The organism is Klebsiella sp. CSG-1, assembly GCF_056521145.1.
The window spans coordinates 1-23,741 of the sequence record NZ_JBWNLD010000017.1; the positions used below are offsets into that span (position 1 = coordinate 1).

The window sequence follows — 23,741 nt, forward strand, 5'->3', positions numbered from 1 at the left end:
TGGAGCTCTGACGGGGTTTACAGCATTCTGCGATTTGTTGGCACGGATAATACACCTGCGGGTAGCGCCTATAGCCTGACCGGCTGGACTCTCCCCCGATTTACGGCGCCAGGCACTATCGTTCATCAACCAAAATCGGCATACACATCAGGCGACGTCATTCAGGCCGTCTGTCTGACACTACCGTCAGATGGCAACGCCACCTGGCAAAATACCATCGTGGCGGCATAAAGGGGGTTATTTATGGCATTCACATTATCAAAAGTGGTCAGCGCCGCTGAGTATTACGGGGCGCTGGGTATTGTTGATGCATCGTCGGCGTCTGAGAAAACGGTCGATGTGACCTACGAGGCCGTCAGGCTCGACAGCCTCATCGGCACAGTAGCGCGGGTAATTTATACAGTGCGGGTAGGTGATTCGCAGGCAGTCTATAACGAATTTGAGTTTGAGTACTCCGGCACAGGCAACCCACTGGAAGAGGCCGAAACAGCGTTGCGGGCGTCACTGTCAAGCTAACGAGCCAGCCACGGTTCTGAATGTCGAATACATTATAATGTGAGATCTACCCCTCCTATGAGTCATTGGTTGTTGACTTTTTTATAGCACATTCCAACATTAGTTATGGCAACAATGCCATAACTATGAGGGTATACCATGAAAAGAGGCGCTATATCTTTACCTGTAGAGTTATCTCCAACTAACGGCAAGTATGGCATGGTGATGGGTAAAGGGTTATCTCCATTAGATCTTAATTATTATGCACTTTATTGGGATGAATTATTAATACCTTCTAATTCAGCAGTATATATCGGCGTGGCGAATGAAGAGCCGTTTATAAAAGCAGGGTTTTTAAAACGGCCAGATATACCCTCAATAAAAAATGTAATGGTTGGTTCAGATGTGATTTCCATGTATGTAAACTCACTAACTTACTATTTGGATAAGAAAAGGAATGAGGAAAAGGATAGTGACTGGCGTCTGAATATGATTGGTGATGAATTCTGTCTTAATGAATCTGATAGTGAGTATAAAAAATCATTCAGGATTGAATTAACAAAGGCCCTTCCTGTTCCTGATGTTAATGTTAATATTCAGGATATTTTGGATTTTAAGCTAAAAAGAAAATCAGAACTTGATGCTTTCAATAATTATCTCGATGAGTTATATCTGGAAGTTGTTTCATCCGGTGATTTTAGATTATCCAGAGCAAAAGCTTTTACGAAGTTAAACGGTGCGCTTGCTGATCTTGAAAAATTAAACAAACAAGGATGGAGAAGTCCAATAAAGTTTGACACTTCAGCTCTTTTCGAAGCAAATAATGGAGATTTAATCAATGGCGCATCCGCTTTCTATAATATATGGGAGGCAAATCATGGTAATCCATCAGCTGCTATATCAGCCGGGATAGTGGCAATAACCACTGTGGGATTGGCGAGATTGAGGCCGGTTTTTCAAAGTGTAAGAAAAAAACCAGAAAAACATATTGCTTATTTAGCGTCAGCGCATAAAGAAAAGATAATAAAACGTAACAGGAGGGGGCAATGATCAATTGGTCATGGGATAAATTTATTTTCCCATATGTAATTTTTAGCTGGGGAACGGTAATGCAGCAAGAGTTTTCCCATAATGCTTGGATTGCTGTTCTGATAACTTCATTCTTACTTGGATTCAGGTTGCGCAAAAAATAATCTATTCAGGAAAGGACTGCCCGCTGCGACAGTGAAGGGGCAGTCTTCACAGGGTTATGACTCCTGGTGCTGTGGAGTGCTGCTACATGGTGATGAGGTTTTATTTGTAGGAGGAGTTATGGCTACATGGTTGGTTGGCTGGAGTTTTAAAAAATTTAATACCGTGCTAATTATTTTTGGGTGCGGGATGATATTTCGAATGCTGATTGGGGAGGGTGACTGGATTGCTGTTCTGGTTGTTTCGTTTCTGCTTGGGTTCACTTTGCGAAAAGAGTAGGTCGGATCGTCGGCCGGCGCCGGGTAATGACTCCTGAGGTCGTGGAACGTTGCCGCCGGATGCTTGAGAACGGCGCAACCCGGCAACAGGTCGCAGATGTGATCGGCGTAGGCGTGAAGACTATTTATAAATATTTCCCAGTCACCAGTTAAAAATCATTGTGTTGTGTCGGTGTAGTTGATCGATAGACGATACCTGTATTGATCTGATGCGGTAATGAAACTACTGTATATAAATACAGTTAAATTCAGGAGTTCAGATCATGCCACGTCGATACGAAATAGAAGTAGCCTGCCGGGCAGCGATAGTCATCGAGCCCAATGGTCGGCGCACTATCACTACCGGACGCTTTCTGCAGGAGCTGGAAAAGGTGAACTGGCACTGGTCGCCACGGCAGGCCAATCAGTGGATAGAGCATTACGTGACGACATTCCGGGATGTCTCAACGCAAGAGGGTGATGACCGGACTTTCCAGCTCTACAACCCGAACGGAGGGCTGTGATATGGGATTCCCGTCACCAGCTACTGACTATGTAGAGAAACGCCTTTCGGCTGATTCTCTGTGCGGCACCGGACCGAACACCAGGATCATCGAAACAGACTCGGGTTATGCGGTCATCGATGTGTCGCTGAAACCCAGACAACAGAGCACGGTCTTGATCGCCTACGACGGGCTGACCGATTTTGCAAAGGTAATGGGCCGCGCGTTCATCACCAGAGACGGAGAGGCGATCGAGGGCGATGCTCTGGATGATGTGCATGTCCTCGGGGTGGTGACGTTCACCATTATCGACGTAAGAGAGGACCGATCTCCAGTTTGATTATCGAAGGGATAGCCAACCGCCTTCCCCAAAATGAAATGCAAGGCATTGAAAGGAATGAAATAAATTTGATATATGAAAGCAAAGAAAATCAGTCAGAAACATGGTGTAACTGACTGATTTTAATTAGTTAATCTGTTGTTGTGGTGCCCTGTTTGTGGAACAGTTCGCGGAACACCGGATAGATATCTTCCTGGTCGCGAATGTGCTGCATAGCAAAGTTCTCAAAGGTTTCCTGCAGATGCTCATATTCGCGCCACAGCGTCTGGTGCGCGCGGCGGGTTATCTCTATGTAGCTGTAGTAACGCACCACCGGCAGAATATTTTTAGCCAGCAGTTCATGGCACAACGGTGAATCATCCGCCCAGTTATCGCCGTCCGAGGCCTGTGCGGCATAGATATTCCACTGCGACGGGTCGTATCGTGCTTTAACCACCTCATCCATGAGCTTCAGGGCGCTTGAGACGATAGTGCCGCCGGTTTCCTGAGAATAGAAAAATTCGTGCTCGTCCACCTCTTTGGCCTGCGTATGGTGGCGAATATAGACGACTTCAACGTTCTTATAGGTCCGGCTGAGGAACAGATACAGCAGGATATAAAAACGCTTAGCCATATCCTTGGTGACCTGATCCATCGAGCCCGAGACATCCATGAGACAGAACATGACCGCCTGACTGGAAGGCTCCGGGCGTTTTTCGTAATTCTTGTAACGCAGGTCAAAGGTATCGATAAACGGCACGCGTTCGATTTTTGCCCGCAGCTCGGCGATTTCCCGACGTAAACGCTCCTCTTCCAGCAACTGCGCCGGTTCACTTTTGGCTATTGTGTCCAGATCCTCCTCAAGCGCCCGTAGTTCGCGACGCTTGCCCGCCGTCATCGCGGTACGTCGCGCCAGCGAGTTTTGCAGGGATCGCACCACGCTGATATTGGCCGGCACGCCGTTGGCGGTGAAGCCTGCCCGGTGAGTTTTAAATTCGGTGAGCTGGCGCTGCTGATTTTTCTTCAGGTTCGGCAGGGCGAGATCCTCAAACAGCAGATCCAGATACTCATCTTTCGATATTTGAAAGACAAAACCATCCTGGCCTTCGCCGTCGGCGCTGGCTTGCCCTTGGCCGCTCCCGCCACCGCCTCCGCCGCCCTGAGGCCGCTCGATGCGGTCATTTTGTACAAAGTGATCGTTTCCCGGATGTACACGGTTACGCAGCCCCCCGCGTCCCTGATGAAACATCGGTTCGTTGATATCATCCGTCGGGATAGAAACGGATTCTCCGCTGTCAATATCCGTCACTGAACGCTTATTGATCGCCTCGGAGATGGACTGTTTAATCTGCGCCTTATAACGGCGCAAAAAGCGCTGGCGATTCACCGCACTTTTATTCTTTCCGTTCAGGCGCCGGTCTATGAACCAGGTCATATGCCCTCCTGTGCTGCAATTGCCAACCTTACGCTGCGACGGAAATGCCGGATGGCGCTGAGCTTACCCGGCCTACAGGTCGCTGTTGTTGTAGGCCCGGCAGGCAACGCGCCGCCGGGCAATTTCCGTTATCAGGATGATTTACGTACGCGCAGGTACCATTCGCACAGCAGACGGACCTGCTTACGGGTATAGCCTTTCTCCATCATACGATCGACAAAATCGTCGTGTTTTTTCTGCTCGTCGGTGGACGTTTTGGCGTTAAACGAAATCACCGGCAGCAGCTCTTCGGTATTGGAGAACATTTTCTTCTCAATAACCGTGCGCAGTTTTTCATAGCTGGTCCAGTTCGGGTTCCGTCCGTTGATATTAGCCCTGGCGCGCAGGACGAAGTTGACTATCTCATTACGGAAGTCTTTCGGGTTGCTGATCCCGGCCGGCTTCTCAATTTTTTCCAGCTCTGCGTTCAACGACTCGCGGTCAAACAGTTGGCCGGTGTCCGGATCGCGGTATTCCTGATCCTGAATCCAGAAGTCCGCATAGGTGACATAACGGTCAAAGATGTTCTGCCCGTATTCGGAGTAGGACTCAAGATAGGCGGTCTGAATCTCTTTACCGATAAACTCGGCGTATTTCGGGATCAGATAGCCTTTGAGGAACTCCAGATAACGTTCCGACTGCTCTTGCGGGAACTGCTCGCGCTCGATTTGCTGTTCCAGGACGTAGAACAGATGGACCGGGTTCGCGGCGACCTCGGCGTGGTCAAAGTTAAACACGCGTGACAATATTTTGAAGGCGAAGCGGGTGGACAGACCGTTCATCCCTTCATCGACGCCGGCGTAATCGCGGTACTCCTGATAGGATTTCGCTTTCGGGTCGGTATCTTTCAGGCTTTCACCGTCGTACACGCGCATTTTGGAGTAAATGCTCGAGTTTTCCGGCTCTTTCAGTCGCGACAGTATTGAGAAGCGCGACAGCGTCTCCAGGGTCCCCGGGGCGCACGGCGCGTGGGTCAACTCACTGTTGTTAAGCAGTTTTTCGTAGATACGCATCTCTTCGGAAATGCGCAGGCAATAAGGCACCTTGACGATATACACGCGGTCGAGGAAGGCCTCATTGTTTTTGTTATTACGGAAGGTCACCCATTCGGATTCGTTGGAGTGGGCGAGAATAATGCCGTTAAACGGCAGGGCCGAAATGCCCTCGGTCCCGTTATAGTTGCCTTCCTGGGTCGCGGTCAGCAGCGGATGCAGCACCTTGATAGGCGCTTTAAACATCTCGACGAACTCCATAATCCCCTGGTTGGCGCGGCACAGGGCGCCGGAGTAGCCGTAGGCGTCCGGATCGTTCTGGGCATAATGCTCCAGTTTACGAATATCCACTTTACCGACCAGCGCGGAGATATCCTGGTTATTCTCATCACCCGGTTCGGTCTTGGCGATGGCAATTTGCTCAAGGATAGAGGGCCACACTTTGATCACGCGGAATTTGGTGATGTCGCCACCGAACTCATGCAGGCGTTTTGCCGCCCACGGCGACATAATGGTGCCGAGATAACGGGTAGGCACGCCATACTCTTTATCGAGAATCTGCGCGTCTTCCTGCGGGTTAAACAGGCACAGCGGATGATCGTTGACCGGGCTACGTTCACCGTTGGCGCTCAGGATATAGATAGGTACACGCTGCATTAAGGATTTCAGACGTTCAGCCAGCGACGATTTACCCCCACCCACCGGGCCCAGCAGATACAGAATCTGTTTCTTCTCTTCCAGACCTTGTGCGGCGTGTTTCAGGTAAGAGACGATCTGCTCGATAGCATCTTCCATACCGTAAAACTCTTCAAATGCCGGATAGCGCGCGACAACCCGGTTTGAAAAGAGACGGGACAGCCGGGGTTCCAGGGCCGTGTCGACCATGACTGGCTCACCAATGGCCATCAGCAGCCGTTCTGCCGCGTTGGCATAAGCACTGCGATCTTGCCGGCAGATGGTAAGAAACTCCTGCAGTGTGAACTCTTCGTCCTTGGCAGCTTCATAACGCTGGCGATAGTGATCGAATATATTCATGGCATGCCGTCCTTTCGTTTTTAGCACAAGTTGAGAGCCGTTCATATGAATAGTGGGAGCTCCCGGAAGAGGTAAACTGCGCGACGTTCATCGATTCTCCAGCAACCCTTATGCCAGGTTGTCGAAGCGACACAGACAACGTGCGCTAAAATCACTTCTTCTAAATTAAAGCGTAGATGCATTTAGAAAACTTGCATGCCGTCAAAAATCAATTTCAATGACATATCAATAACTCATCCGGAAAAAAGGCGCTTTTTCGCACGTCTTGCCAGGCCGCGTCATGGTGCTGTCATCCGGCTGCAAGTTTATGGTCATCTGGCGATGAGAAATTGAATGGTTTATGTAATGACGGGTAAAGAATTTGAGGCATGAGGCCTACGACGGTAAACTGCCCCGGCGTATTAATTGACAAACGGGAATATGGATTGTGAATAAGATCAAACCTCTGGCACTCAGCGTGTGCCTTGCGGCCTCTGTTTCGGCTGCCCACGCGGAAGGGAAATTTACGTTAGGGGCCGGCGTGGGTATCGTCGAGAACCCTTATAAACAATACGATGCCGATGTTTTCCCCGTCCCGGCAATTAGCTATGAGAGCGACAGCTTTTGGTTTCGTGGTCTCGGCGGCGGCTACTATTTGTGGAATGACAACACCGATAAGCTGTCCGTGACCGCCTACTGGTCGCCGATGTACTTCAAGCCGGGCGACAGCGATAGTGAGCAAATGCGCAAGCTGGATCGCCGTAAAACAACCATGATGGCCGGGCTCTCTTATGTCCACAACACGCAGTACGGCTTCTTGCGTACTACGCTTGCGGGCGACACGCTGGGTAACAGCAACGGTATCACCTGGGATACGGCCTGGCTTTATCGCTATACCAACGGCAACCTGACCTTGACGCCGGGGATTGGCCTGGAGTGGAACAGCGATAACCAGAACGAATACTACTACGGCGTTTCACAGCATGAGTCGAATCGTAGCGGCATGCGTAGCTACGACCCGGATAGCAGCTGGAACCCGTATCTTGAGCTGTCGGCTAACTACCGTTTCCTCGGCGACTGGAGCGTGTATGGCGCGGCGCGTTACACCCGCCTGTCTAATGAAATCACCGACAGCCCGATGGTGGACAAATCCTGGAGCGGTCTGATCTCCACGGGGATTACCTACACCTTCTGATTGAACACGAGCGCGATCGTCGAGCAGACGATCGTGCACCATAACGAAGAAATTCGTGCATCAAAACAGGGCGTCGCGCCCTGTTTTGCATTACGGTGGTGCAACGGCATAACCGAAGGGGGCGATGATGGAAAAAACGGTATCTTTTGGCGATCGTGCGGCAGTTCCTGCCATCGGGCAGGGCACCTGGTATATAGGTGAAGACAGGGCCCGACGCGCGCAGGAGGTTGCTGCACTACGAGCGGGCGTGGAACGCGGGCTGACGGTCATCGACACCGCTGAAATGTACGCGCATGGCGGTGCGGAAGAGGTGGTCGGAGAGGCGATTCGCGGCCTGCGGGATCGCGTCGTACTGGTCTCCAAAGTATATCCGTGGCATGCCGCTGGGCAGAAGATGATGGATGCCTGCGAAGCCAGCCTGCGCCGCCTGGGGACCGACTACCTCGATATGTACCTGCTGCACTGGGCCGGCGAATTTTCCTTTGCGCAAACCGTTGAGGGCATGGAGACGCTGGTGGCGCAGGGAAAAATTCGCCATTGGGGCGTATCGAATCTCGATACTGCCGCGATGCAGGCGCTGTGGCAGGTTGCCGGTGGCCAACGGTGCGCGACCAACCAGGTACTGTACCACCTGGCGTCGCGAGGAATTGAGCATGACCTGCTGACGTGGTGTCAGCAACGGTCGCTGCCGGTAATGGCCTACAGCCCGTTGGCTCAGGCCGGACGCTTGCGCGATGGACTTTTAAATCACAGCGTTGTGAAAAATATTGCTGAACAGCGAGGGGTGAGCGCGGCCCAAATTCTGCTGGCCTGGGTCATCAGTCATCCGGGCGTCATGGCTATCCCGAAAGCCGCAAGCGTAGAACATGTGACCCAAAATGCCGATGCGCTGGCGATAACGCTCACCGTGCAGGAGCTGGCGCAGCTGGATAATGCCTTTCCCGCGCCGGGCAAAAAAGTCCCGCTCGATATGGTGTAAAGAACAATTATTCGCCAAAACACTGGCGCTTAGTTGATGAAAATCAAGGTTCAGTGGTGATTATCTCCTTAAAGATAAAAGAAAAAGGAGATTTACATGACTGAACTGAACAAGCCTCTGGATGTGAAGCTGGCTTTCCCGCTGTGGAAAGCGATTCTCACGATACTCTTCGGCGTTATTATCTGGTTTACTCCGCCGCCTGATGGACTCGCCCTCCACGCATGGCAAATGTTTGCCATTTTTGCCGCCACTATCTTTGCCATCATTCTTAAGGTGCTCCCGATGGGGGCGGTGACGATGATTGCGCTGATCGTCTCTGCGTTTTTGGGCGTGACGCCTCTCTCGCCGGGTAAAAGCGACAAAGTTGCGGCGTTATCCGGATTTGCCAACGGTACTATCTGGTTGATTGGTATCGCTATGTTCATCTCCCGGGCGGTGATCAAGACCGGGTTGGGTAAGCGGGTGGCGCTGTGGTTTATTTCTAAATGCGGTTCCAGCATGTTGGGTGTTGCCTATGGACTGGCGCTGTCAGATGTCGTCCTCGGACCGGGGATCCCCTCGGCATCAGCGAGGGGCGGCGGAATTATGTACCCGATTACGCAGTCCATTGCCACGGCGTACCAGTCAGAACCTGGCGCGACGGCGAGAAAAGCCGGCGCCTTTTTAATGATTTGCGTTTCACAGATCGATGCCATCGTCTGCACCATGTTTTTAACGGCAATGGCGGGTAACCCGCTGGTCGCCGAACTGGCAAGAAGCCAGGGAATAGAGATCACCTGGACGACGTGGTTTGTCGGGGCCATCGCTCCGGGGATTGTCTCACTGATCCTGCTGCCGCTGGTGATTTACGCGATTTATCCGCCGCAGTTGAAGAAAACGCCGGAGATACCATCGATTGCCCGGGAAGAGCTGCGCAAAATGGGACCGATGTCGCTGGCAGAAAAAATTCTGGCGTTTGATTTTGTTCTGCTGATATTGCTATGGACCGTCGGTGATATTTTCTTTTCGATTCCCGCGACGCTTTCGGCGTTTATTGGGCTGATGGTGCTGCTTATCAGCAACATCATGTCGTGGAAGAATATTATTGAAGAAAAAACGGCCTGGGACACCATGTTCTGGTTTGCCGTACTGGTGATGATGGCAAATGCGCTCAATAAGTACGGCATGATTAGCTGGATATCTGAGCGAATTGTCGGCTATGTCGGTCACTTCGAATGGATAACGGTTTTTTTGCTGCTTGTCGTGGTTTATTTCTACACCCGCTATTTTTTCGCGTCGGCGATGGCGCATATTTCCGCGATGTATCTGGCGTTTCTTGCCGTGGCCGTTTCCGTCGGCGTACCGCCGCTTTTTGCCGCGCTGGTGCTGGGGTATACCTCTAATTTGTCGATGGGGCTCACGCAATACTCCGGGGGCCCGGGGCCAGCGCTGTTTGGCTCGGGATATAACACGACAGGGCAGTGGTGGGGAGTCAGTTTCGTGGTATCGCTGGCCTCTATTGCTATCTGGTTAGTGTTGGGGGGCGCGTGGATGAAACTGGTGGGATTCTGGTAACGGAAAAACGTCACGAGTGTTAGCAAACAAAACAGGGCGATATCGCCCTGTTTTTAATCCCTCATCTCCCGGCTATCGGGAGTGGAAGGGACTAGCCTCGTTTTACCACGCGGATAGTTTGCGCCAGGCGAGACGGTTTCTCTTCGCTGGTTTTCTGCGCTTCGGTGACGCAACAGGTTTCGACACAAACAAAGGTTTTGTACCCGTCATCCGGCATATCGCCCATGCTGATGGAGAGCGCCGGGCCTGGGTTCCAGCCCACTACGTTGCTGTGGTGGTGGTGGACAACATCGATGTTGCGGTTCAGCGCAGCGTCGTGAATCACGCTACAAGCTTCGGCATTCAGATAGACGCGGTCGGTACGGTCAGGGAAGGTCTCTGTTCCGTTGCTTAATACGCCTTCTTCGGCATTTTTCACTTTATCAATATAACGGTCGCCCAGACCGCTGACCTTCACTGCCGCAATGTCGCCGACGTTGAAGTAGGTATGCAGTGCGGAGGTGGTTTCAAATTCACCGTGCGCTTCCAGCTCGATCTCGCAGGTTTTACCCAGCTTGAAACGCGCATAGAGCGTAAATTCGTGCGGCCAGTATTTGCGGGTTGCATCGCTACTTTTTAGTTCAAAGGTCAGCATCACGCCGCTTTCATCTTCATCGTGGCCTTTCAGCGCCCACGGCAGGTTGCGGGCGAAGCCATGGGACGGTAAACCCTGTTGCGCCGCCGGGCCGAACCACGGCCAGCAAACCGGCACGCCGCCGCGCAGGGCCACGCCGTTTTTGAATGGCGTATTGTTGCTGAGCCACAGCACTTCTTCTTCGCCAGCCGGTTTCCAGGAGAGCAGGTGCGCGCCCTGAAACGCAACGGAGGCTTTCACCTGCGGATGGTCAACAACGATAAGCTCCAGCTCATCAAGCTGGCGGCGGGAGAGGACAGGGGTAAGTTGTTCAACTACCGGGAGAGCAAAAATTTTGTTAATCATGGTGCAATCCTAAAGGTTAGCCGTAAACGTGAAGCCATAAAAAAAGGCGACCGAAGTCGCCTTTTTGGATCAATGTCTCATCTCAACTTATTTGGAGATGTGAGCGATCAGGTCCAGAACTTTGTTGGAGTAACCCGTTTCGTTGTCGTACCAGGAAACCAGTTTCACGAAGTTGTCGTTCAGTGCGATACCTGCTTTAGCATCGAACACGGAAGTGCAAACTTCGCCGTTGAAATCGGTAGAAACAACGTCGTCTTCGGTGTAACCCAGAACGCCTTTCATTGCGCCTTCAGAAGCCGCTTTGATTGCTTTCTTGATTTCTTCGTAAGACGCTGCTTTTTCCAGACGAACGGTCAGGTCAACAACGGATACGTTCGGAGTCGGAACGCGGAACGCCATACCGGTCAGTTTGCCGTTCAGTTCTGGCAGTACTTTACCGACGGCTTTAGCAGCACCGGTAGAGGACGGGATGATGTTCTGTGCTGCGCCGCGGCCGCCGCGCCAGTCTTTGTGAGACGGGCCATCAACGGTTTTCTGAGTAGCGGTGGTCGCGTGAACGGTGGTCATCAGGCCTTCGATGATACCGAAGTTGTCGTTGATAACTTTAGCCAGCGGAGCCAGGCAGTTGGTGGTGCAGGATGCGTTAGAAACGATGTCCTGGCCTTCGTATTTGTCAAAGTTAGCGCCTTTAACAAACATCGGAGTGTTGTCTTTGGACGGGCCAGTCAGAACGACTTTTTTCGCGCCAGCAGTGATGTGTTTACGAGCGGTTTCGTCAGTCAGGAACAGACCAGTTGCTTCAGCAACAACGTCAACGCCTGCTTCGTTCCACTTCAGGTTAGCCGGATCACGTTCAGCGGTAACACGGATTTTTTTACCGTTAACGATCAGATGACCGTCTTTCACTTCAACGGTACCGTTAAAACGGCCGTGAGTGGAGTCATACTTCAGCATGTATGCCATGTAGTCAGCGTCTAACAGGTCGTTGATTGCAACGATCTCGATGTCAGAACGTTCCTGAGCAGCACGGAAAACAATGCGACCGATACGGCCAAAACCGTTGATACCTACTTTGATAGTCATATATTCCACCAGCTATTTGTTAGTGAATAAAAGGTTGCCTGTAAAATTACAAAAACCTTACGCAGCGTCAAGCGGAATCGTGTCAATCATTGCGACAAATCAATCCTGAGCATACCTTTGCTCGAATGTTTTGCCTCACTCTCCCTTTGAGCCCAATTCCATATTGGGGCCGCGCCCGGAATTTTAAAGGGCGTTAAAGATAAAAATGTGATGTTAATCACAATTATCTGGGCTGCCTTTTGGCATCGAATAAGTTTAGAACAAAAGTCCACGCTTCATTGTTAATGTTTTGTTAGAATCGAGGCGTAAAGTTGTCCTTTCACAGTGAGAAGCAAGCACATGGCGAATAAACCCTCCTCGGACGAGCTCAAAAAAAATTTGAGCGAGATGCAGTTTTACGTGACGCAGAATCACGGTACTGAGCCGCCGTTCACCGGACGACTGCTCCATAACAAACGGGACGGCGTCTACCACTGCCTGGTATGCGACGCGCCGCTGTTTCACTCGCAAACGAAGTATGATTCAGGCTGCGGCTGGCCGAGCTTTTACGAGCCGGTAAGCGAGGAGGCGATTCGCTATCTGAACGATTACTCTCACGGTATGCAGCGCACTGAAATTCGCTGCGGAAACTGCGATGCGCATCTGGGACATGTGTTTCCCGATGGACCGCAGCCGACGGGGGAGCGTTTTTGCGTCAATTCGGCCTCATTAAGCTTCAATGACGACGATAATGGCGAGCAGATTAAAGGCTAAAGAAACGATTCAGCAAATTATTCCAGTGCGGAGTTGAGCGGACCATGGAAATCGAGCAAATAATAGACAGTATGACGCCGGAAGTGTATCAGCGCCTGGTGACGGCGGTGGAGCTGGGAAAATGGCCGGATGGTGTGGCCTTAACTTCCGGGCAGAAAGAGAACAGCCTGCAGCTGGTGATGCTTTATCAGGCGCGACATAACAGCGACGCGCAGCACATGACCATCGACACCAACGGCCAGATGGTGATGAAGAGCAAGCAGCAGTTGAAAGAAGATTTTGGCATCGCGCCCAAACCGATTGCAACGCTGAAAATGCAGTAGCCCAGCGCCTGATGCCCGGCTCAGGGCCTGTAGTTGGATTGCGCAGGCCCGTTAAGTCACCCTTCCGGGCCTGAGGTTGAATGACGTAGGCCCGGTAAGGCAACGCCGCTACCGGGCAAGGTTGTGACAATTGACAACTCGGGTAAGACGCCGCTCAATCACCCGACGGCCGATCGCCGATTAATGTCTAATCCCAAGCGATGTCGCGAGCTGCTTCGCCAGCTGATTGTGGTCATCGGCGCCATACTCCCAGAACATAGCCCCCGCCAGACCTTTTTGCTTAATGTAATCAGCCTTTATCGCCACCGAACGCGGATTCTCGTACGACAATGCGAACAGCGCTTTGCCGTCTGCCGACTGGACCGACAGCCACGGCACCTTCGCCTCATCATCCCAATGTTCGGTAAAGCGTTTTTGCGGGTCGTTAAGCATTTTCTCGACGATGTCGTTATATTTCACGTACGTGTCTTTAGTCAGATCAAAGCCCAGCGATGAAAACAGGGCGATTTGCTGTGGTCCGAACCACGGCTGAGTGACGGGATTTTTTTGCGCATCCGGCTTCGTCCAGTCGATACCCGGCTCAAGGGCGCGTTTTGGCACCCGGCCATAAAAGCCGATCCCCAGGTTCATCTGGCTCGGTTTTAAACCGGCGGCGAGATAGTTGTTGACCACAAAATCGGCGCTGTACTTATCCGCAGCCGCTACCGTCGGCCAGCGGGTTGAATCGTACAGGTTGGCGTTGAAGTACTGGGTACCGTAGGCCATGTCGTAAGTCATCAGGTTGATATAGTCGAGCGACGGAGCAATCGCTTTGATATCCACCCAGCTTTTCGGGCTCTCTGCGTTAGCGCCCACGGCGATGGTCACCAGTTTCTTCGTCCCAAATGCCGCGCGCAGCTCTTTCAGTAAGGCCGTGAAGTTATCGCGATCGGCCGGTTGGCTGGCGACCAGTCCCCAAGCGCCATTGACCGGATACTCCCAGTCGAGATCGATGCCATCCAGACCATACTTTTCAACAATCTCCTGCGCGGACTGAATAAACACCGCCCGGGATTCCTTCGTCGCCGCTGCGCCGGAGAATCCGCGCGCCCCCCAGCCGCCGACGGAAAGCAGGACTTTCAGATTCGGGTTCTGCTGGCGCAACGTCGGGATTTTCTGCAGATCAGCCTCTACTTTCGGCGACAGCCAAATCTGATGCAGCTTGCTGGCATCTTTTAAAGCGTCATTGGTTTCGTCTTTTTCGTCGTTATAGACCAGACCAAACGAGTAGTTGAGATGGGTTATCTGCCGCACGTCCAGCTTATCGATATCGCCACCGGGACCGGCAGTGACGTCGCCGCCGCCGTTAAAGTAGCCGACGGACATCAGGGAGCTGGCGGAGACCACGGAAACGCAGAGCAGGGGTAATGCTGCCAGTAAAGGCAAAAGCTTCATATCAGATCCTCTTTGACTTAAATAAGTGACATTGAAAAACAAACACGCCACGTAAATGGCGTGGCGAAAAAACAGCCTGTAAAGACTAGCATCTTCCGCAGAGTAAAACTGCGAAGAGGTTCACGGCTGTATCAGCGTTGCGATAGTCGTCCCTCCTTGCGTCATTCCCTGAAACTGCTCAGGCGTATTTGTGATCTAAGTTGTGAAAAACAGATCAATATCTGCTTTTTAAAGATTTAACATTGACCTTAAAGATTTTGTGGTTAAGTATTGCTGTCACTGAAGCACACCAAACATAAGGGAAGAGGCAATGAAAGCACTGGCAAGATTTGGTAAGGCCTTTGGCGGCTATAAGTTGATTGACGTACCAGAACCAAAGTGTGGCCCGGACGACGTAGTGATTGAAATCAAAGCAGCGGCCATCTGTGGTGCGGACATGAAACACTACAATGTTGATAGCGGATCCGATCAATTCAACTCGGTTCGTGGTCACGAATTCGCCGGTCAAATTGTGCGAGTGGGTGACAAGGTTAAAGACTGGAAAGTTGGTCAGCGGGTGGTTTCTGACAACAGCGGACACGTTTGTGGCGTTTGTCCTGCCTGCGAACAAGGTGATTTTCTGTGTTGTACAGAAAAAGTCAACCTCGGTCTGGACAACAATACCTGGGGGGGCGGCTTCTCGAAATACTGCCTGGTACCGGGGGAAATCCTCAAAATTCACCGTCATGCGCTGTGGGAAATCCCGCAGGGTGTTGATTATGAAGAAGCCGCTGTGCTGGATCCTATCTGCAACGCCTACAAATCTATCGCCCAGCAATCCAAATTTCTTCCCGGTCAGGATGTCGTGGTTTTCGGTACCGGCCCATTAGGGCTCTTTTCCGTACAGATGGCGCGCATTATGGGGGCCGTCAATATCGTGATGGTTGGGCTGGAAGAGGATGTGGCGGTGCGCTTCCCGATTGCTAAAGCGCTGGGCGCGACGGCAGTGGTCAACGGTTCGACCGAAGATGTGGTCGCGCGTTGTCAGGATATCTGCGGTAAAGACAATCTGGGGCTGGTCATCGAATGTTCGGGCGCCAATATTGCCCTCAAACAAGCTATAGAAATGCTGCGTCCAAACGGTGAAGTGGTTCGCGTGGGTATGGGCTTCAAACCGCTGGACTTCTCCATCAACGACATCACCGCCTGGAATAAAAGCATTATTGGCCATATGGCCTATGACTCCACTTCCTGGCGCAACGCCATCCGCCTGCTCGCCAGCGGCGCGATCAAAGTCAAGCCGATGATTACTCACCGCATTGGCCTGTCGCAATGGCGCGAAGGTTTTGACGCCATGGTCGATAAAACCGCGATTAAGGTCATTATGACTTACGACTTTGATAAATAATCCATTTATACCCGTCATACAGCAAGTTGCAGGTGTGCTGGCTGCGTTCGCTCACCCGAATCACTTACTACCGTAAGCTCATCGGGTTTCGTTCAATTGCCGCCTTCCCTCAACTCGAATTATTCAGGGCATATTAAGGAAGGTTTTCGGATGGAACAGATAGCAAAACCGCACTGCGGCGCCAGGCTGGATCGCCTGCCTGACTGTCGCTGGCACACTACGATGTTTGCCATGGTCGCTTTCGGACTACTGGTCTGCTGGAGTAATGCCGTCGGCGGGTTAATTCTTGCGCAGTTAAAAGAACTCGGTTGGACTGATAATTCTACTACCGCTACGTTTTCCGCCATGACGACGGCGGGAATGTTTCTTGGGGCGCTCGGCGGCGGCATCATTGGCGATAAGATCGGCCGTAAAAACGCGTTCATTCTGTATGAAGCGATTCATATTATTGCCATGGTCGTCGGGGCGTTTTCCCCGAATATGCACTTCCTGATCGCCTGCCGTTTTGTCATGGGAGTGGGATTAGGCGCGCTGCTGGTGACCTTATTTGCCGGTTTTACTGAATATATGCCCGGTAGAAATCGTGGCACCTGGTCCAGTCGGGTCTCGTTCATCGGCAACTGGTCCTATCCACTCTGTTCACTGATTGCAATGGGATTAACGCCGCTAATTAGCGCGGAATGGAACTGGCGCGTGCAATTGCTGATCCCTGCCGTGCTGTCGCTGATTGCCACCGTTATTGCCTGGCGCAGTTTCCCTGAATCGCCCCGCTGGCTGGAGTCTCGCGGACGCTATGCGGAAGCTGAAAAGGTGATGCTGGCCATTGAAGAGGGCGTGGTTCAGCAGACGGGCAAGCCGCTGCCGCCAGTGGCTCTCGAAGATGACGGAAAACCGCCGCGTGCCGTTCCCTATTCGGCCTTGTTAACGGGCGTATTACTCAGACGGGTTATTTTAGGCTCCTTCGTCCTGATTGCCATGAATGTCGTGCAGTACACCTTGATTAACTGGCTGCCGACGATATTTATGACCCAGGGAATTAATCTGAAAGACTCTATAGTTTTAAATACCATGAGTATGTTCGGCGCACCGTTCGGGATTTTTATTGCCATGCTGGTGATGGATAAAATACCCAGAAAGACCATGGGGGTGGGACTGTTAGTGTTAATTGCCGTCCTGGGATATATCTACTCGCTGCAAACTAGCATGCTGTTGATTACGTTAATTGGTTTCTTCCTGATTACTTTTGTCTATATGTACGTTTGTTACGCCTCTGCGGTTTATGTCCCGGAAATATGGCCAACCGAAGCGAAGCTCCGCGGTTCTGGCCTGGCGAACGCGGTCGGGCGAATCAGCGGTATCGCTGCGCCCTATGCAGTTGCGGTATTGCTTAGCGCTTACGGCGTGACGGGGGTGTTTGTGCTACTGGGGGCCGTCTCAATTATTGTCGCTATTGCTATCGCTACTATCGGAATTGAAACCAAAGGCGTTTCTGTCGAAAGTCTCGGTATTGATGCAGTTACCAGTAAATAATATTCACAGGAAATAAAATGAAAAATTCGAAAGCGATATTGCAAACTCCGGGCACAATGAAAATTATTGCTGCCGATATCCCGGTGCCCAAAGAACATGAAGTGCTGATCAAAATTGAATACGTCGGTATTTGCGGTTCAGATGTTCACGGGTTTGAGTCCGGCCCCTTTATTCCGCCGAAAGATCCCCATCAGGAAATTGGCCTGGGGCACGAATGCGCCGGTACGGTGGTGGCGGTAGGAAATCGTGTTAGCAAATTTAAGCCGGGCGACCGGGTGAATATTGAACCCGGCGTGCCGTGCGGCCACTGCCGCTACTGCCTGGAGGGGAAATATAATATTTGTCCCGACGTTGACTTTATGGCCACGCAGCCTAATTACCGCGGCGCGCTAACCCACTATCTGTGCCATCCAGAGAGCTTCACTTACAGGCTACCTGATAACATGGACACCATGGAAGGGGCGCTGGTGGAACCCGCGGCGGTCGGTATGCACGCTGCGATGCTGGCGGACGTTAAGCCGGGTAAGAAGATCGTTATTCTTGGCGCAGGCTGTATTGGTTTAATGACCCTCCAGGCGTGTAAGTGCATGGGCGCAACCGACATCGCTGTCGTTGATGTGCTGGATAAACGCCTTGCCATGGCCGGGAAGCTCGGGGCCAAAACCGTTATCAACGGGGCAAACGAGGACACCCTTGCGCGCTGCCAGCAGTTCTCCGGCGAGATGGGGGCCGATATCGTTTTCGAAACTGCCGGTTCGGCCATCACCGTTAAGCAGGCACCCTATCTGGTTATGCGTGGGGGAAAAATCATGATCGTCGGTACGGTTCCCGGCGATTCAGCGATTAACTTCCTCAAGATTAACCGTGAAGTTTCGATTCAGACTGTCTTCCGCTATGCCAACCGCTATCCGGTCACCATTGAAGCTATCTCTTCCGGGCGTTTCGATGTGAAGTCGATGGTGACACATATTTACGATTATGAGGATGTTCAGCGCGCGTTTGATGAATCCGTTAACAACAAACGCGAAATTATTAAAGGCGTTATTAAAGTTAATCATTAATTTATTGGAAAGGGAGAAACAACCATGTTGGCAGATATTAAATATTGGGAAAACGATGCTCAGAATAAACATTATGCGATTGCCCACTTTAACGTGTGGAATGCAGAAATGTTAATGGGGGTAATTGATGCGGCGGAAGAGTCTAAATCACCGGTGATTATCTCTTTCGGCACCGGATTTGTGGGAAATACTTCGTTTGAAGATTTTTCGCATATGATGGTTTCTATGGCGAAAAAGGCTTCGGTACCGGTGATCACCCACTGGGATCACGGGCGCAGTATGGAGATTATCCACAACGCCTGGGCCCACGGCATGAATTCACTGATGCGCGACGCATCCGCCTTTGATTTCGAAGAGAATATTCGCCTGACCAAAGAGGCGGTGGACTACTTCCATCCGCTGGGTGTTCCGGTCGAAGCGGAGCTGGGGCACGTGGGGAATGAAACGGTCTACGAAGAAGCGCTGGCGGGCTATCACTATACCGACCCGGATCAGGCTGCGGAATTTGTCGAGCGTACCGGCTGCGATTCACTGGCGGTGGCGATTGGCAACCAGCACGGCGTTTATACTTCTGAACCGAAACTGAATTTTGATGTGGTTAAACGCGTGCGCGAGGCGGTTTCCGTGCCGCTGGTTCTGCACGGCGCGTCCGGCATTAGCGATGCGGATATTAAGAAGGCCATTTCATTAGGTATTTCGAAAATCAATATCCACACTGAACTGTGTCAGGCGGCAATGTCGGCTGTGCAGGAGAACCAGAATCAGCCTTTCCTGCACGTTGAGCGCGAAGTCCGCAAAGCGGTAAAACAGCGCGCGCTGGAGAAAATCAAACTGTTTGGCTCTGACGGTAAAGCGGAATGACAATATGGATCATATCGAGGTTATTTGTATAGGGGCGGCAATCGTTGATATTCCCTTACAGCCGGTGAGTAAAAATATTTTTGATGTCGACTCTTATCCTTTAGAACGAATCGCCATGACCACCGGGGGAGACGCAATTAATGAAGCGACTATTATTTCTCGTCTTGGTCATCGTACCGCGTTAATTAGCCGGATAGGGGATGACGCTGCCGGGCATTTTATAGTAGAGCACTGCCGGCGTGAGAATATTGATATTCACAGTCTGAGGCAGGATGGCGAAATTGATACCTCAATCAACGTGGGCTTAGTTACCGCTGATGGCGAGCGTACTTTTGTGACTAACCGCAACGGCAGTCTGTGGAAGCTGAATATTAATGATGTCGATTTTGACCGCTTCTCTCAGGCAAAGCTGCTGTCGCTGGCGAGTATTTTTAATAGTCCGCTGCTCGACGGTAAAGCGTTAACGGAGATTTTCATTCAGGCGAAAGCGCACGGATTAATTATTTGTGCCGATATGATTAAGCCGCGGCTTAACGAAACGCTGGAAGATATTCGACAGGCGCTGAGCTACGTAGATTATTTGTTTCCCAATTTTGCCGAAGCAAAACTGCTCACCGGCAAAGAGACGCTGAACGAGATTGCCGACAGTTTCCTGAGTTGCGGCGTGAAAACGGTGGTCATTAAGACCGGCAAGAGAGGCTGCTTTATTAAGCGTGCTGATATGAAGATGGAGGTTCCGGCGGTTTCAGGAATTACCGCCATCGACACCATCGGCGCGGGGGACAACTTTGCCTCGGGATTTATCTCCGCGCTGCTTGAAGGTAAGCCGCTGCGCGAGTGCGCATTGTTTGCTAACGCAACGGCTGCGATCTCGGTGCTTAGCGTGGGCGCCACGACGGGCGTGAAAAACAGAAAGCTGGTTGAACAACTTCTCGACGAATACGAAGGGTAATAGCGGCAGATGAATATGATTCCTTTAGGCAGTACGGATATTACGCTTTCTCGCATGGGATTAGGGACATGGGCCATTGGCGGCGGCCCGGCATGGAACGGCGATCTCGACCTGCAGATTTGTATCGACACCATTGTTGAGGCGCATCGCTGTGGCATTAATCTGATTGATACCGCGCCAGGCTACAACTTCGGTAACAGCGAAGTCATTGTCGGTCAGGCGCTGAAGCACCTGCCGCGCAGCGAGATCGTGGTTGAAACCAAATGCGGTATTGTCTGGGAGCGTACGGGCAGTCTGTTTAATAAAGTCGGCGATCGCCAGCTGTATAAAAACCTTACCCCCGAGTCGATTCGGGAGGAGGTGGATGCCAGCCTGCAAAGACTTGGCATCGAAAACATCGATATTTATATGACCCATTGGCAGTCGGTTGAACCCTTTTTTACGCCGATTGCTGAAACCGTCAGCACGCTAAACGAGCTGAAGAAGGAGGGGAAAATACGTTCAATTGGTGCGGCTAACGTGGATGCCGGGCATATCAGGGAGTATCTCAGGCATGGCGAGCTGGATATCGTGCAGGCTAAGTACAGCATTCTCGATCGAGCGCTGGAAGCAGAACTACTGCCGTTATGCGAGCAGCATGGCATCGTGCTACAGGTCTATTCACCGCTTGAGCAGGGACTGCTGACGGGCACCATCGCGCGAGATTATATCCCGGGCGGTGCGCGGGCCAATAAAGTCTGGTTCCAGCGTGAAAACATGCTGCGGGTGATTGATATGCTTGAGCAGTGGCAGCCGCTTTGTGATAAATATCACTGTACTATCCCCGCACTGGCACTCGCGTGGATTTTAAAGCAAAGCGATTTAATCACTTTGCTGAGCGGCGCAACGGCGCCAGAGCAGGTGCGTGAAAATGTCGACGCCCTGACCATTGCCTTGACCGATGAGGACTCATTGTTGATGAGGCGAATGGCGGAAGCGTTGGAGACGAAATAAGATTGATGTATTGACCTCTGTTTCTGTGTGAAATAACATTAAAATCTGTGATTCAGACATGTTTTTTTGAAAGTAAATATAGTCTGTGAGATACTTGGGTCTTATTATTACTTTGCAGGAAACAGGGGTGTCATCGTGGCGGCAAAAGACAGAATTCAGACCATCAAGCAAATGGTTGCGAACGATAAGAGGGTGGCGGTTTCTAATTTAAGTTCAATTTTTCAGGTTACTGAAGAAACCATTCGCCGCGATCTGGAAAAACTAGAAAATGAAGGTTTTTTGACCCGAACCTATGGTGGTGCGGTATTAAATACTACCGCGTTGTCCGACAATATTCATTTTTATAAACGTGCAAAGTCTTTTTTAGAAGAGAAGCAGACCATCGCTCGTAATGCATTACCATTTATTAAAAATAAAACTACTATGGCTGCCGACTCCAGCAGTACGGCGATGGAATTATTAAAGCTGCTGAAGGAACGCAACGATCTCACGCTGCTAACCAACTCGGCTGAAGCCTTTCATGAGCTGGCGCAGTCTGAAATCAACGTGGTTTCTACCGGCGGCGAGTTGAATAAGAATACGCTGTCGCTGCAGGGAAGGATCACTAAGGAAATTATTAGTCGTTATCATGTTGATATTATGGTGATGAGCTGCAAAGGTCTGGATATGCAGAGCGGGGCGCTTGACTCTAACGAAGCGGAAGCAGAAATCAAGAAAACCATGATCCGCCAGGCCACGGAAGTGGCTCTGCTGGTCGATCATTCAAAATTTGATCGTAAAGCTTTCGTCCAACTCGTGGATTTTAGCCATATTAATTATCTTATAACCAATAAGGCTCCGGGTGCAGAGTGGATTGCATTTTGTAAAGAAAATAATATTCAACTCGTTTATTAACTCCAGGGTTGGTCGTGTCGATATTATTTTAGCTTGTACCTGGATTATGCCATAAAAATTTAATGATGATGGTGGCGCGGGGAAAATGACTCTGCTGCGCTCGCCATATTCTATATTTTAGCTGAATTTGAGGCATCCAGATGGAACAATGTGACCCTATCGGCGCAAGATTAGATCGCTTACCCTTATCCCGATTTCATTTTCGTATTTTCGGTATCATTAGTTTTAGTTTATTAATCACTGGCTTTCTCAGCTATTCCGGTAACGTGGTGTTAGCCAAGTTAGTCAGTAACGGCTGGTCAAATAATTACCTCAATGCGGCATTCACCTCGGCACTGATGTTTGGCTACTTTCTCGGGTCGCTGGCCGGTGGGTTTATTGGCGATTATCTCGGACGACGTAAAGCATTTCGCGTGAATTTACTGATCGTCGGGATCTCTGCCTGCGCGGCAACCTTTGTACCCAACATGTACTGGCTTATCTTTTTCCGCTGTTTGATGGGCACTGGAATGGGGGCGCTAATTATGGTGGGCTATGCCTCATTTACCGAATTTATTCCTCCCGCGGTGCGCGGGAAATGGTCTGCCCGGCTGTCATTTGTCGGCAACTGGTCGCCAATGCTATCGGCGGCAATTGGCATCGTGGTTATTGCCTTTTTAAGCTGGCGGGTGATGTTCCTGCTTGGCGGTGCGGCAATGCTGCTGGCCTGGTATCTGTCGGGGAAATATTTTATTGAATCTCCTCGCTGGCTTGCGGGCAAAGGACAGCGAAGCGCGGCGGAAAAGCACCTCCTGCAGGTGGAGTCACAAATCGAGGAAGAGAAAAAAATCACCTTGCCCGCCTGGCACAGCGCTGGCCATATGGCGGACCCGGGCGTGGAAAGCGGGTCGTTCTGGCTACTGTTTAAAGGCCAGATGCTGCGGCGAACGCTGGTGGCGATCACGGTACTTATCGCCATGAATATTTCGCTCTATACCATTACGGTGTGGATCCCGACGATTTTTGTCAATTCGGGGATCGACGTGACAAAATCTATCTTGATGACCGCGATTATTATGATTGGCGCGCCGGTTGGGATATTTATTGCTGCACTGATTATTGACCGTTTTCCGCGGCGATTATTTGGCTCATCCCTGCTGATTATTATTGCAATGCTCGGGTACTTCTATTCCATTCAAACAGAAGAGTGGGCTATTTTGAGCTACGGCCTGGTGATGATCTTTTTCCTGTACATGTATGTCTGCTTTGCCTCGGCGGTGTATGTACCGGAGCTGTGGCCAACGCATCTCCGATTACGTGGTTCGGGCTTTGTTAACGCGGTGGGGAGAATTGTCGCCGTATTTACGCCCTACGGCGTCGCCATTCTGTTGACCCGCTACGGCTCGATTACGGTCTTTATCGTCCTCGGCGTGATGCTGGTGCTTTGTGCGCTGATTCTGTTCTGCTTCGGCATCGAAACGCGCAAGGTTTCGCTGGAAGAAATTTCAACTCTGGTTTGAGATAACAGGCCGGCAGGTT

General features: G+C 51.1%; 23 protein-coding genes and 1 pseudogene. 19 read left to right on the top strand and 5 right to left on the bottom strand.

Annotated elements, in window-relative coordinates; all coding sequences use genetic code 11:
* The 6 genes and pseudogenes from AC007G_RS25730 to AC007G_RS25755 all read left to right on the top strand — a co-directional run.
* The coding region (locus tag AC007G_RS25730; RefSeq protein ID WP_479466720.1) for a hypothetical protein at positions 1–231 on the top strand (231 nt) is incomplete at its 5' end.
* 12 nt (positions 232–243) lie between these two features.
* Positions 244–516, top strand: coding sequence for a hypothetical protein (locus tag AC007G_RS25735; RefSeq protein WP_479466721.1), 273 nt, complete (start codon positions 244–246; stop codon positions 514–516).
* 138 nt (positions 517–654) lie between these two features.
* The gene (locus AC007G_RS25740; RefSeq protein ID WP_479466722.1) at positions 655–1,545 is read left to right on the top strand and encodes a DUF6236 family protein; all 891 of its coding nucleotides are present in this window, start codon (positions 655–657) and stop codon (positions 1,543–1,545) included.
* Positions 1,546–1,964: 419 nt separating this feature from the next.
* Positions 1,965–2,117: pseudogene (locus AC007G_RS25745) on the top strand (helix-turn-helix domain-containing protein); the annotation flags it as partial.
* Between the two features lie 110 nt (positions 2,118–2,227).
* The gene (locus tag AC007G_RS25750; RefSeq protein ID WP_265844870.1) at positions 2,228–2,467 is read left to right on the top strand and encodes a DNA polymerase V; all 240 of its coding nucleotides are present in this window, start codon (positions 2,228–2,230) and stop codon (positions 2,465–2,467) included.
* Between the two features lies 1 nt (position 2,468).
* Entirely contained in the window at positions 2,469–2,786 is a 318-nt protein-coding gene (locus tag AC007G_RS25755; protein ID WP_479466723.1) for a S24/S26 family peptidase, read from the top strand.
* A gap of 130 nt (positions 2,787–2,916) precedes the next feature.
* Here AC007G_RS25755 and AC007G_RS25760 read toward each other — a convergent pair whose 3' ends face one another.
* Positions 2,917–4,200 (bottom strand): YeaH/YhbH family protein, encoded by a 1,284-nt coding sequence (locus tag AC007G_RS25760; RefSeq protein WP_479466724.1) that lies wholly within the window; start codon positions 4,198–4,200, stop codon positions 2,917–2,919.
* 131 nt (positions 4,201–4,331) lie between these two features.
* A complete protein-coding gene (gene yeaG, locus AC007G_RS25765) occupies positions 4,332–6,266 on the bottom strand; it encodes a protein kinase YeaG (protein ID WP_004860792.1) in 1,935 nt (644 codons plus the stop codon).
* Between the two features lie 427 nt (positions 6,267–6,693).
* Here yeaG and AC007G_RS25770 point away from each other — a divergent pair, with 427 nt between their 5' ends.
* The 3 genes from AC007G_RS25770 to AC007G_RS25780 all read left to right on the top strand — a co-directional run bounded on the left by AC007G_RS25770 (position 6,694) and on the right by AC007G_RS25780 (position 9,973).
* Complete coding sequence (locus AC007G_RS25770; protein ID WP_032688224.1) at positions 6,694–7,440, top strand: MipA/OmpV family protein; 747 nt, start codon at positions 6,694–6,696, stop codon at positions 7,438–7,440.
* A gap of 124 nt (positions 7,441–7,564) precedes the next feature.
* Positions 7,565–8,419, top strand: coding sequence for an aldo/keto reductase (locus AC007G_RS25775; RefSeq protein WP_142630348.1), 855 nt, complete (start codon positions 7,565–7,567; stop codon positions 8,417–8,419).
* Positions 8,420–8,515: 96 nt separating this feature from the next.
* Entirely contained in the window at positions 8,516–9,973 is a 1,458-nt protein-coding gene (locus AC007G_RS25780) for a DASS family sodium-coupled anion symporter (protein ID WP_004860800.1), read from the top strand.
* 91 nt (positions 9,974–10,064) lie between these two features.
* Here AC007G_RS25780 and AC007G_RS25785 read toward each other — a convergent pair whose 3' ends face one another.
* Positions 10,065–10,952, bottom strand: a complete 888-nt coding sequence (locus AC007G_RS25785; RefSeq protein ID WP_032700235.1) for a D-hexose-6-phosphate mutarotase — start codon at positions 10,950–10,952, stop codon at positions 10,065–10,067.
* 87 nt (positions 10,953–11,039) lie between these two features.
* Positions 11,040–12,035, bottom strand: a complete 996-nt coding sequence (gene gapA / locus AC007G_RS25790) for a glyceraldehyde-3-phosphate dehydrogenase (protein ID WP_004860805.1) — start codon at positions 12,033–12,035, stop codon at positions 11,040–11,042.
* A gap of 339 nt (positions 12,036–12,374) precedes the next feature.
* On the opposite strand from gapA, the gene msrB reads away from it, so the two are divergent.
* Both msrB and AC007G_RS25800 read left to right on the top strand, forming a co-directional pair.
* Positions 12,375–12,788, top strand: coding sequence for a peptide-methionine (R)-S-oxide reductase MsrB (gene msrB / locus AC007G_RS25795; protein WP_004860809.1), 414 nt, complete (start codon positions 12,375–12,377; stop codon positions 12,786–12,788).
* A 44-nt stretch (positions 12,789–12,832) separates the two neighbouring features.
* Positions 12,833–13,111 carry a YeaC family protein gene (locus tag AC007G_RS25800; protein ID WP_032688219.1) on the top strand — a complete coding sequence of 93 codons (279 nt, stop codon included), beginning with the start codon at positions 12,833–12,835 and terminating at the stop codon, positions 13,109–13,111.
* Positions 13,112–13,291: 180 nt separating this feature from the next.
* Here AC007G_RS25800 and chiD read toward each other — a convergent pair whose 3' ends face one another.
* Positions 13,292–14,545, bottom strand: a complete 1,254-nt coding sequence (gene chiD, locus AC007G_RS25805; RefSeq protein WP_142630346.1) for a chitinase ChiD — start codon at positions 14,543–14,545, stop codon at positions 13,292–13,294.
* A 310-nt stretch (positions 14,546–14,855) separates the two neighbouring features.
* Here chiD and AC007G_RS25810 point away from each other — a divergent pair, with 310 nt between their 5' ends.
* The 8 genes from AC007G_RS25810 (at position 14,856) to AC007G_RS25845 (ending at position 23,722) form a co-directional block, all read left to right on the top strand.
* Positions 14,856–15,932: a zinc-binding dehydrogenase gene (locus tag AC007G_RS25810; RefSeq protein WP_032688217.1), complete on the top strand. Its 1,077-nt coding sequence runs from the start codon at positions 14,856–14,858 to the stop codon at positions 15,930–15,932.
* A gap of 150 nt (positions 15,933–16,082) precedes the next feature.
* Positions 16,083–17,462: an MFS transporter gene (locus tag AC007G_RS25815; protein WP_032695834.1), complete on the top strand. Its 1,380-nt coding sequence runs from the start codon at positions 16,083–16,085 to the stop codon at positions 17,460–17,462.
* A gap of 17 nt (positions 17,463–17,479) precedes the next feature.
* Entirely contained in the window at positions 17,480–18,523 is a 1,044-nt protein-coding gene (locus AC007G_RS25820) for an NAD(P)-dependent alcohol dehydrogenase (protein ID WP_032688214.1), read from the top strand.
* 24 nt (positions 18,524–18,547) lie between these two features.
* Positions 18,548–19,384 carry a ketose-bisphosphate aldolase gene (locus AC007G_RS25825; protein ID WP_032695835.1) on the top strand — a complete coding sequence of 279 codons (837 nt, stop codon included), beginning with the start codon at positions 18,548–18,550 and terminating at the stop codon, positions 19,382–19,384.
* Between the two features lie 4 nt (positions 19,385–19,388).
* On the top strand, positions 19,389–20,336 hold the full coding sequence (locus AC007G_RS25830) for a sugar kinase (RefSeq protein WP_032688212.1): 948 nt from the start codon (positions 19,389–19,391) through the stop codon (positions 20,334–20,336).
* A gap of 9 nt (positions 20,337–20,345) precedes the next feature.
* Complete coding sequence (gene ydjG, locus AC007G_RS25835; RefSeq protein ID WP_142630342.1) at positions 20,346–21,329, top strand: NADH-dependent methylglyoxal reductase; 984 nt, start codon at positions 20,346–20,348, stop codon at positions 21,327–21,329.
* 135 nt (positions 21,330–21,464) lie between these two features.
* A complete protein-coding gene (locus tag AC007G_RS25840; RefSeq protein WP_032695837.1) occupies positions 21,465–22,223 on the top strand; it encodes a DeoR/GlpR family DNA-binding transcription regulator in 759 nt (252 codons plus the stop codon).
* Between the two features lie 140 nt (positions 22,224–22,363).
* The gene (locus AC007G_RS25845; RefSeq protein WP_032695838.1) at positions 22,364–23,722 is read left to right on the top strand and encodes an MFS transporter; all 1,359 of its coding nucleotides are present in this window, start codon (positions 22,364–22,366) and stop codon (positions 23,720–23,722) included.
* The last annotated feature ends 19 nt before the right edge of the window (positions 23,723–23,741 follow it).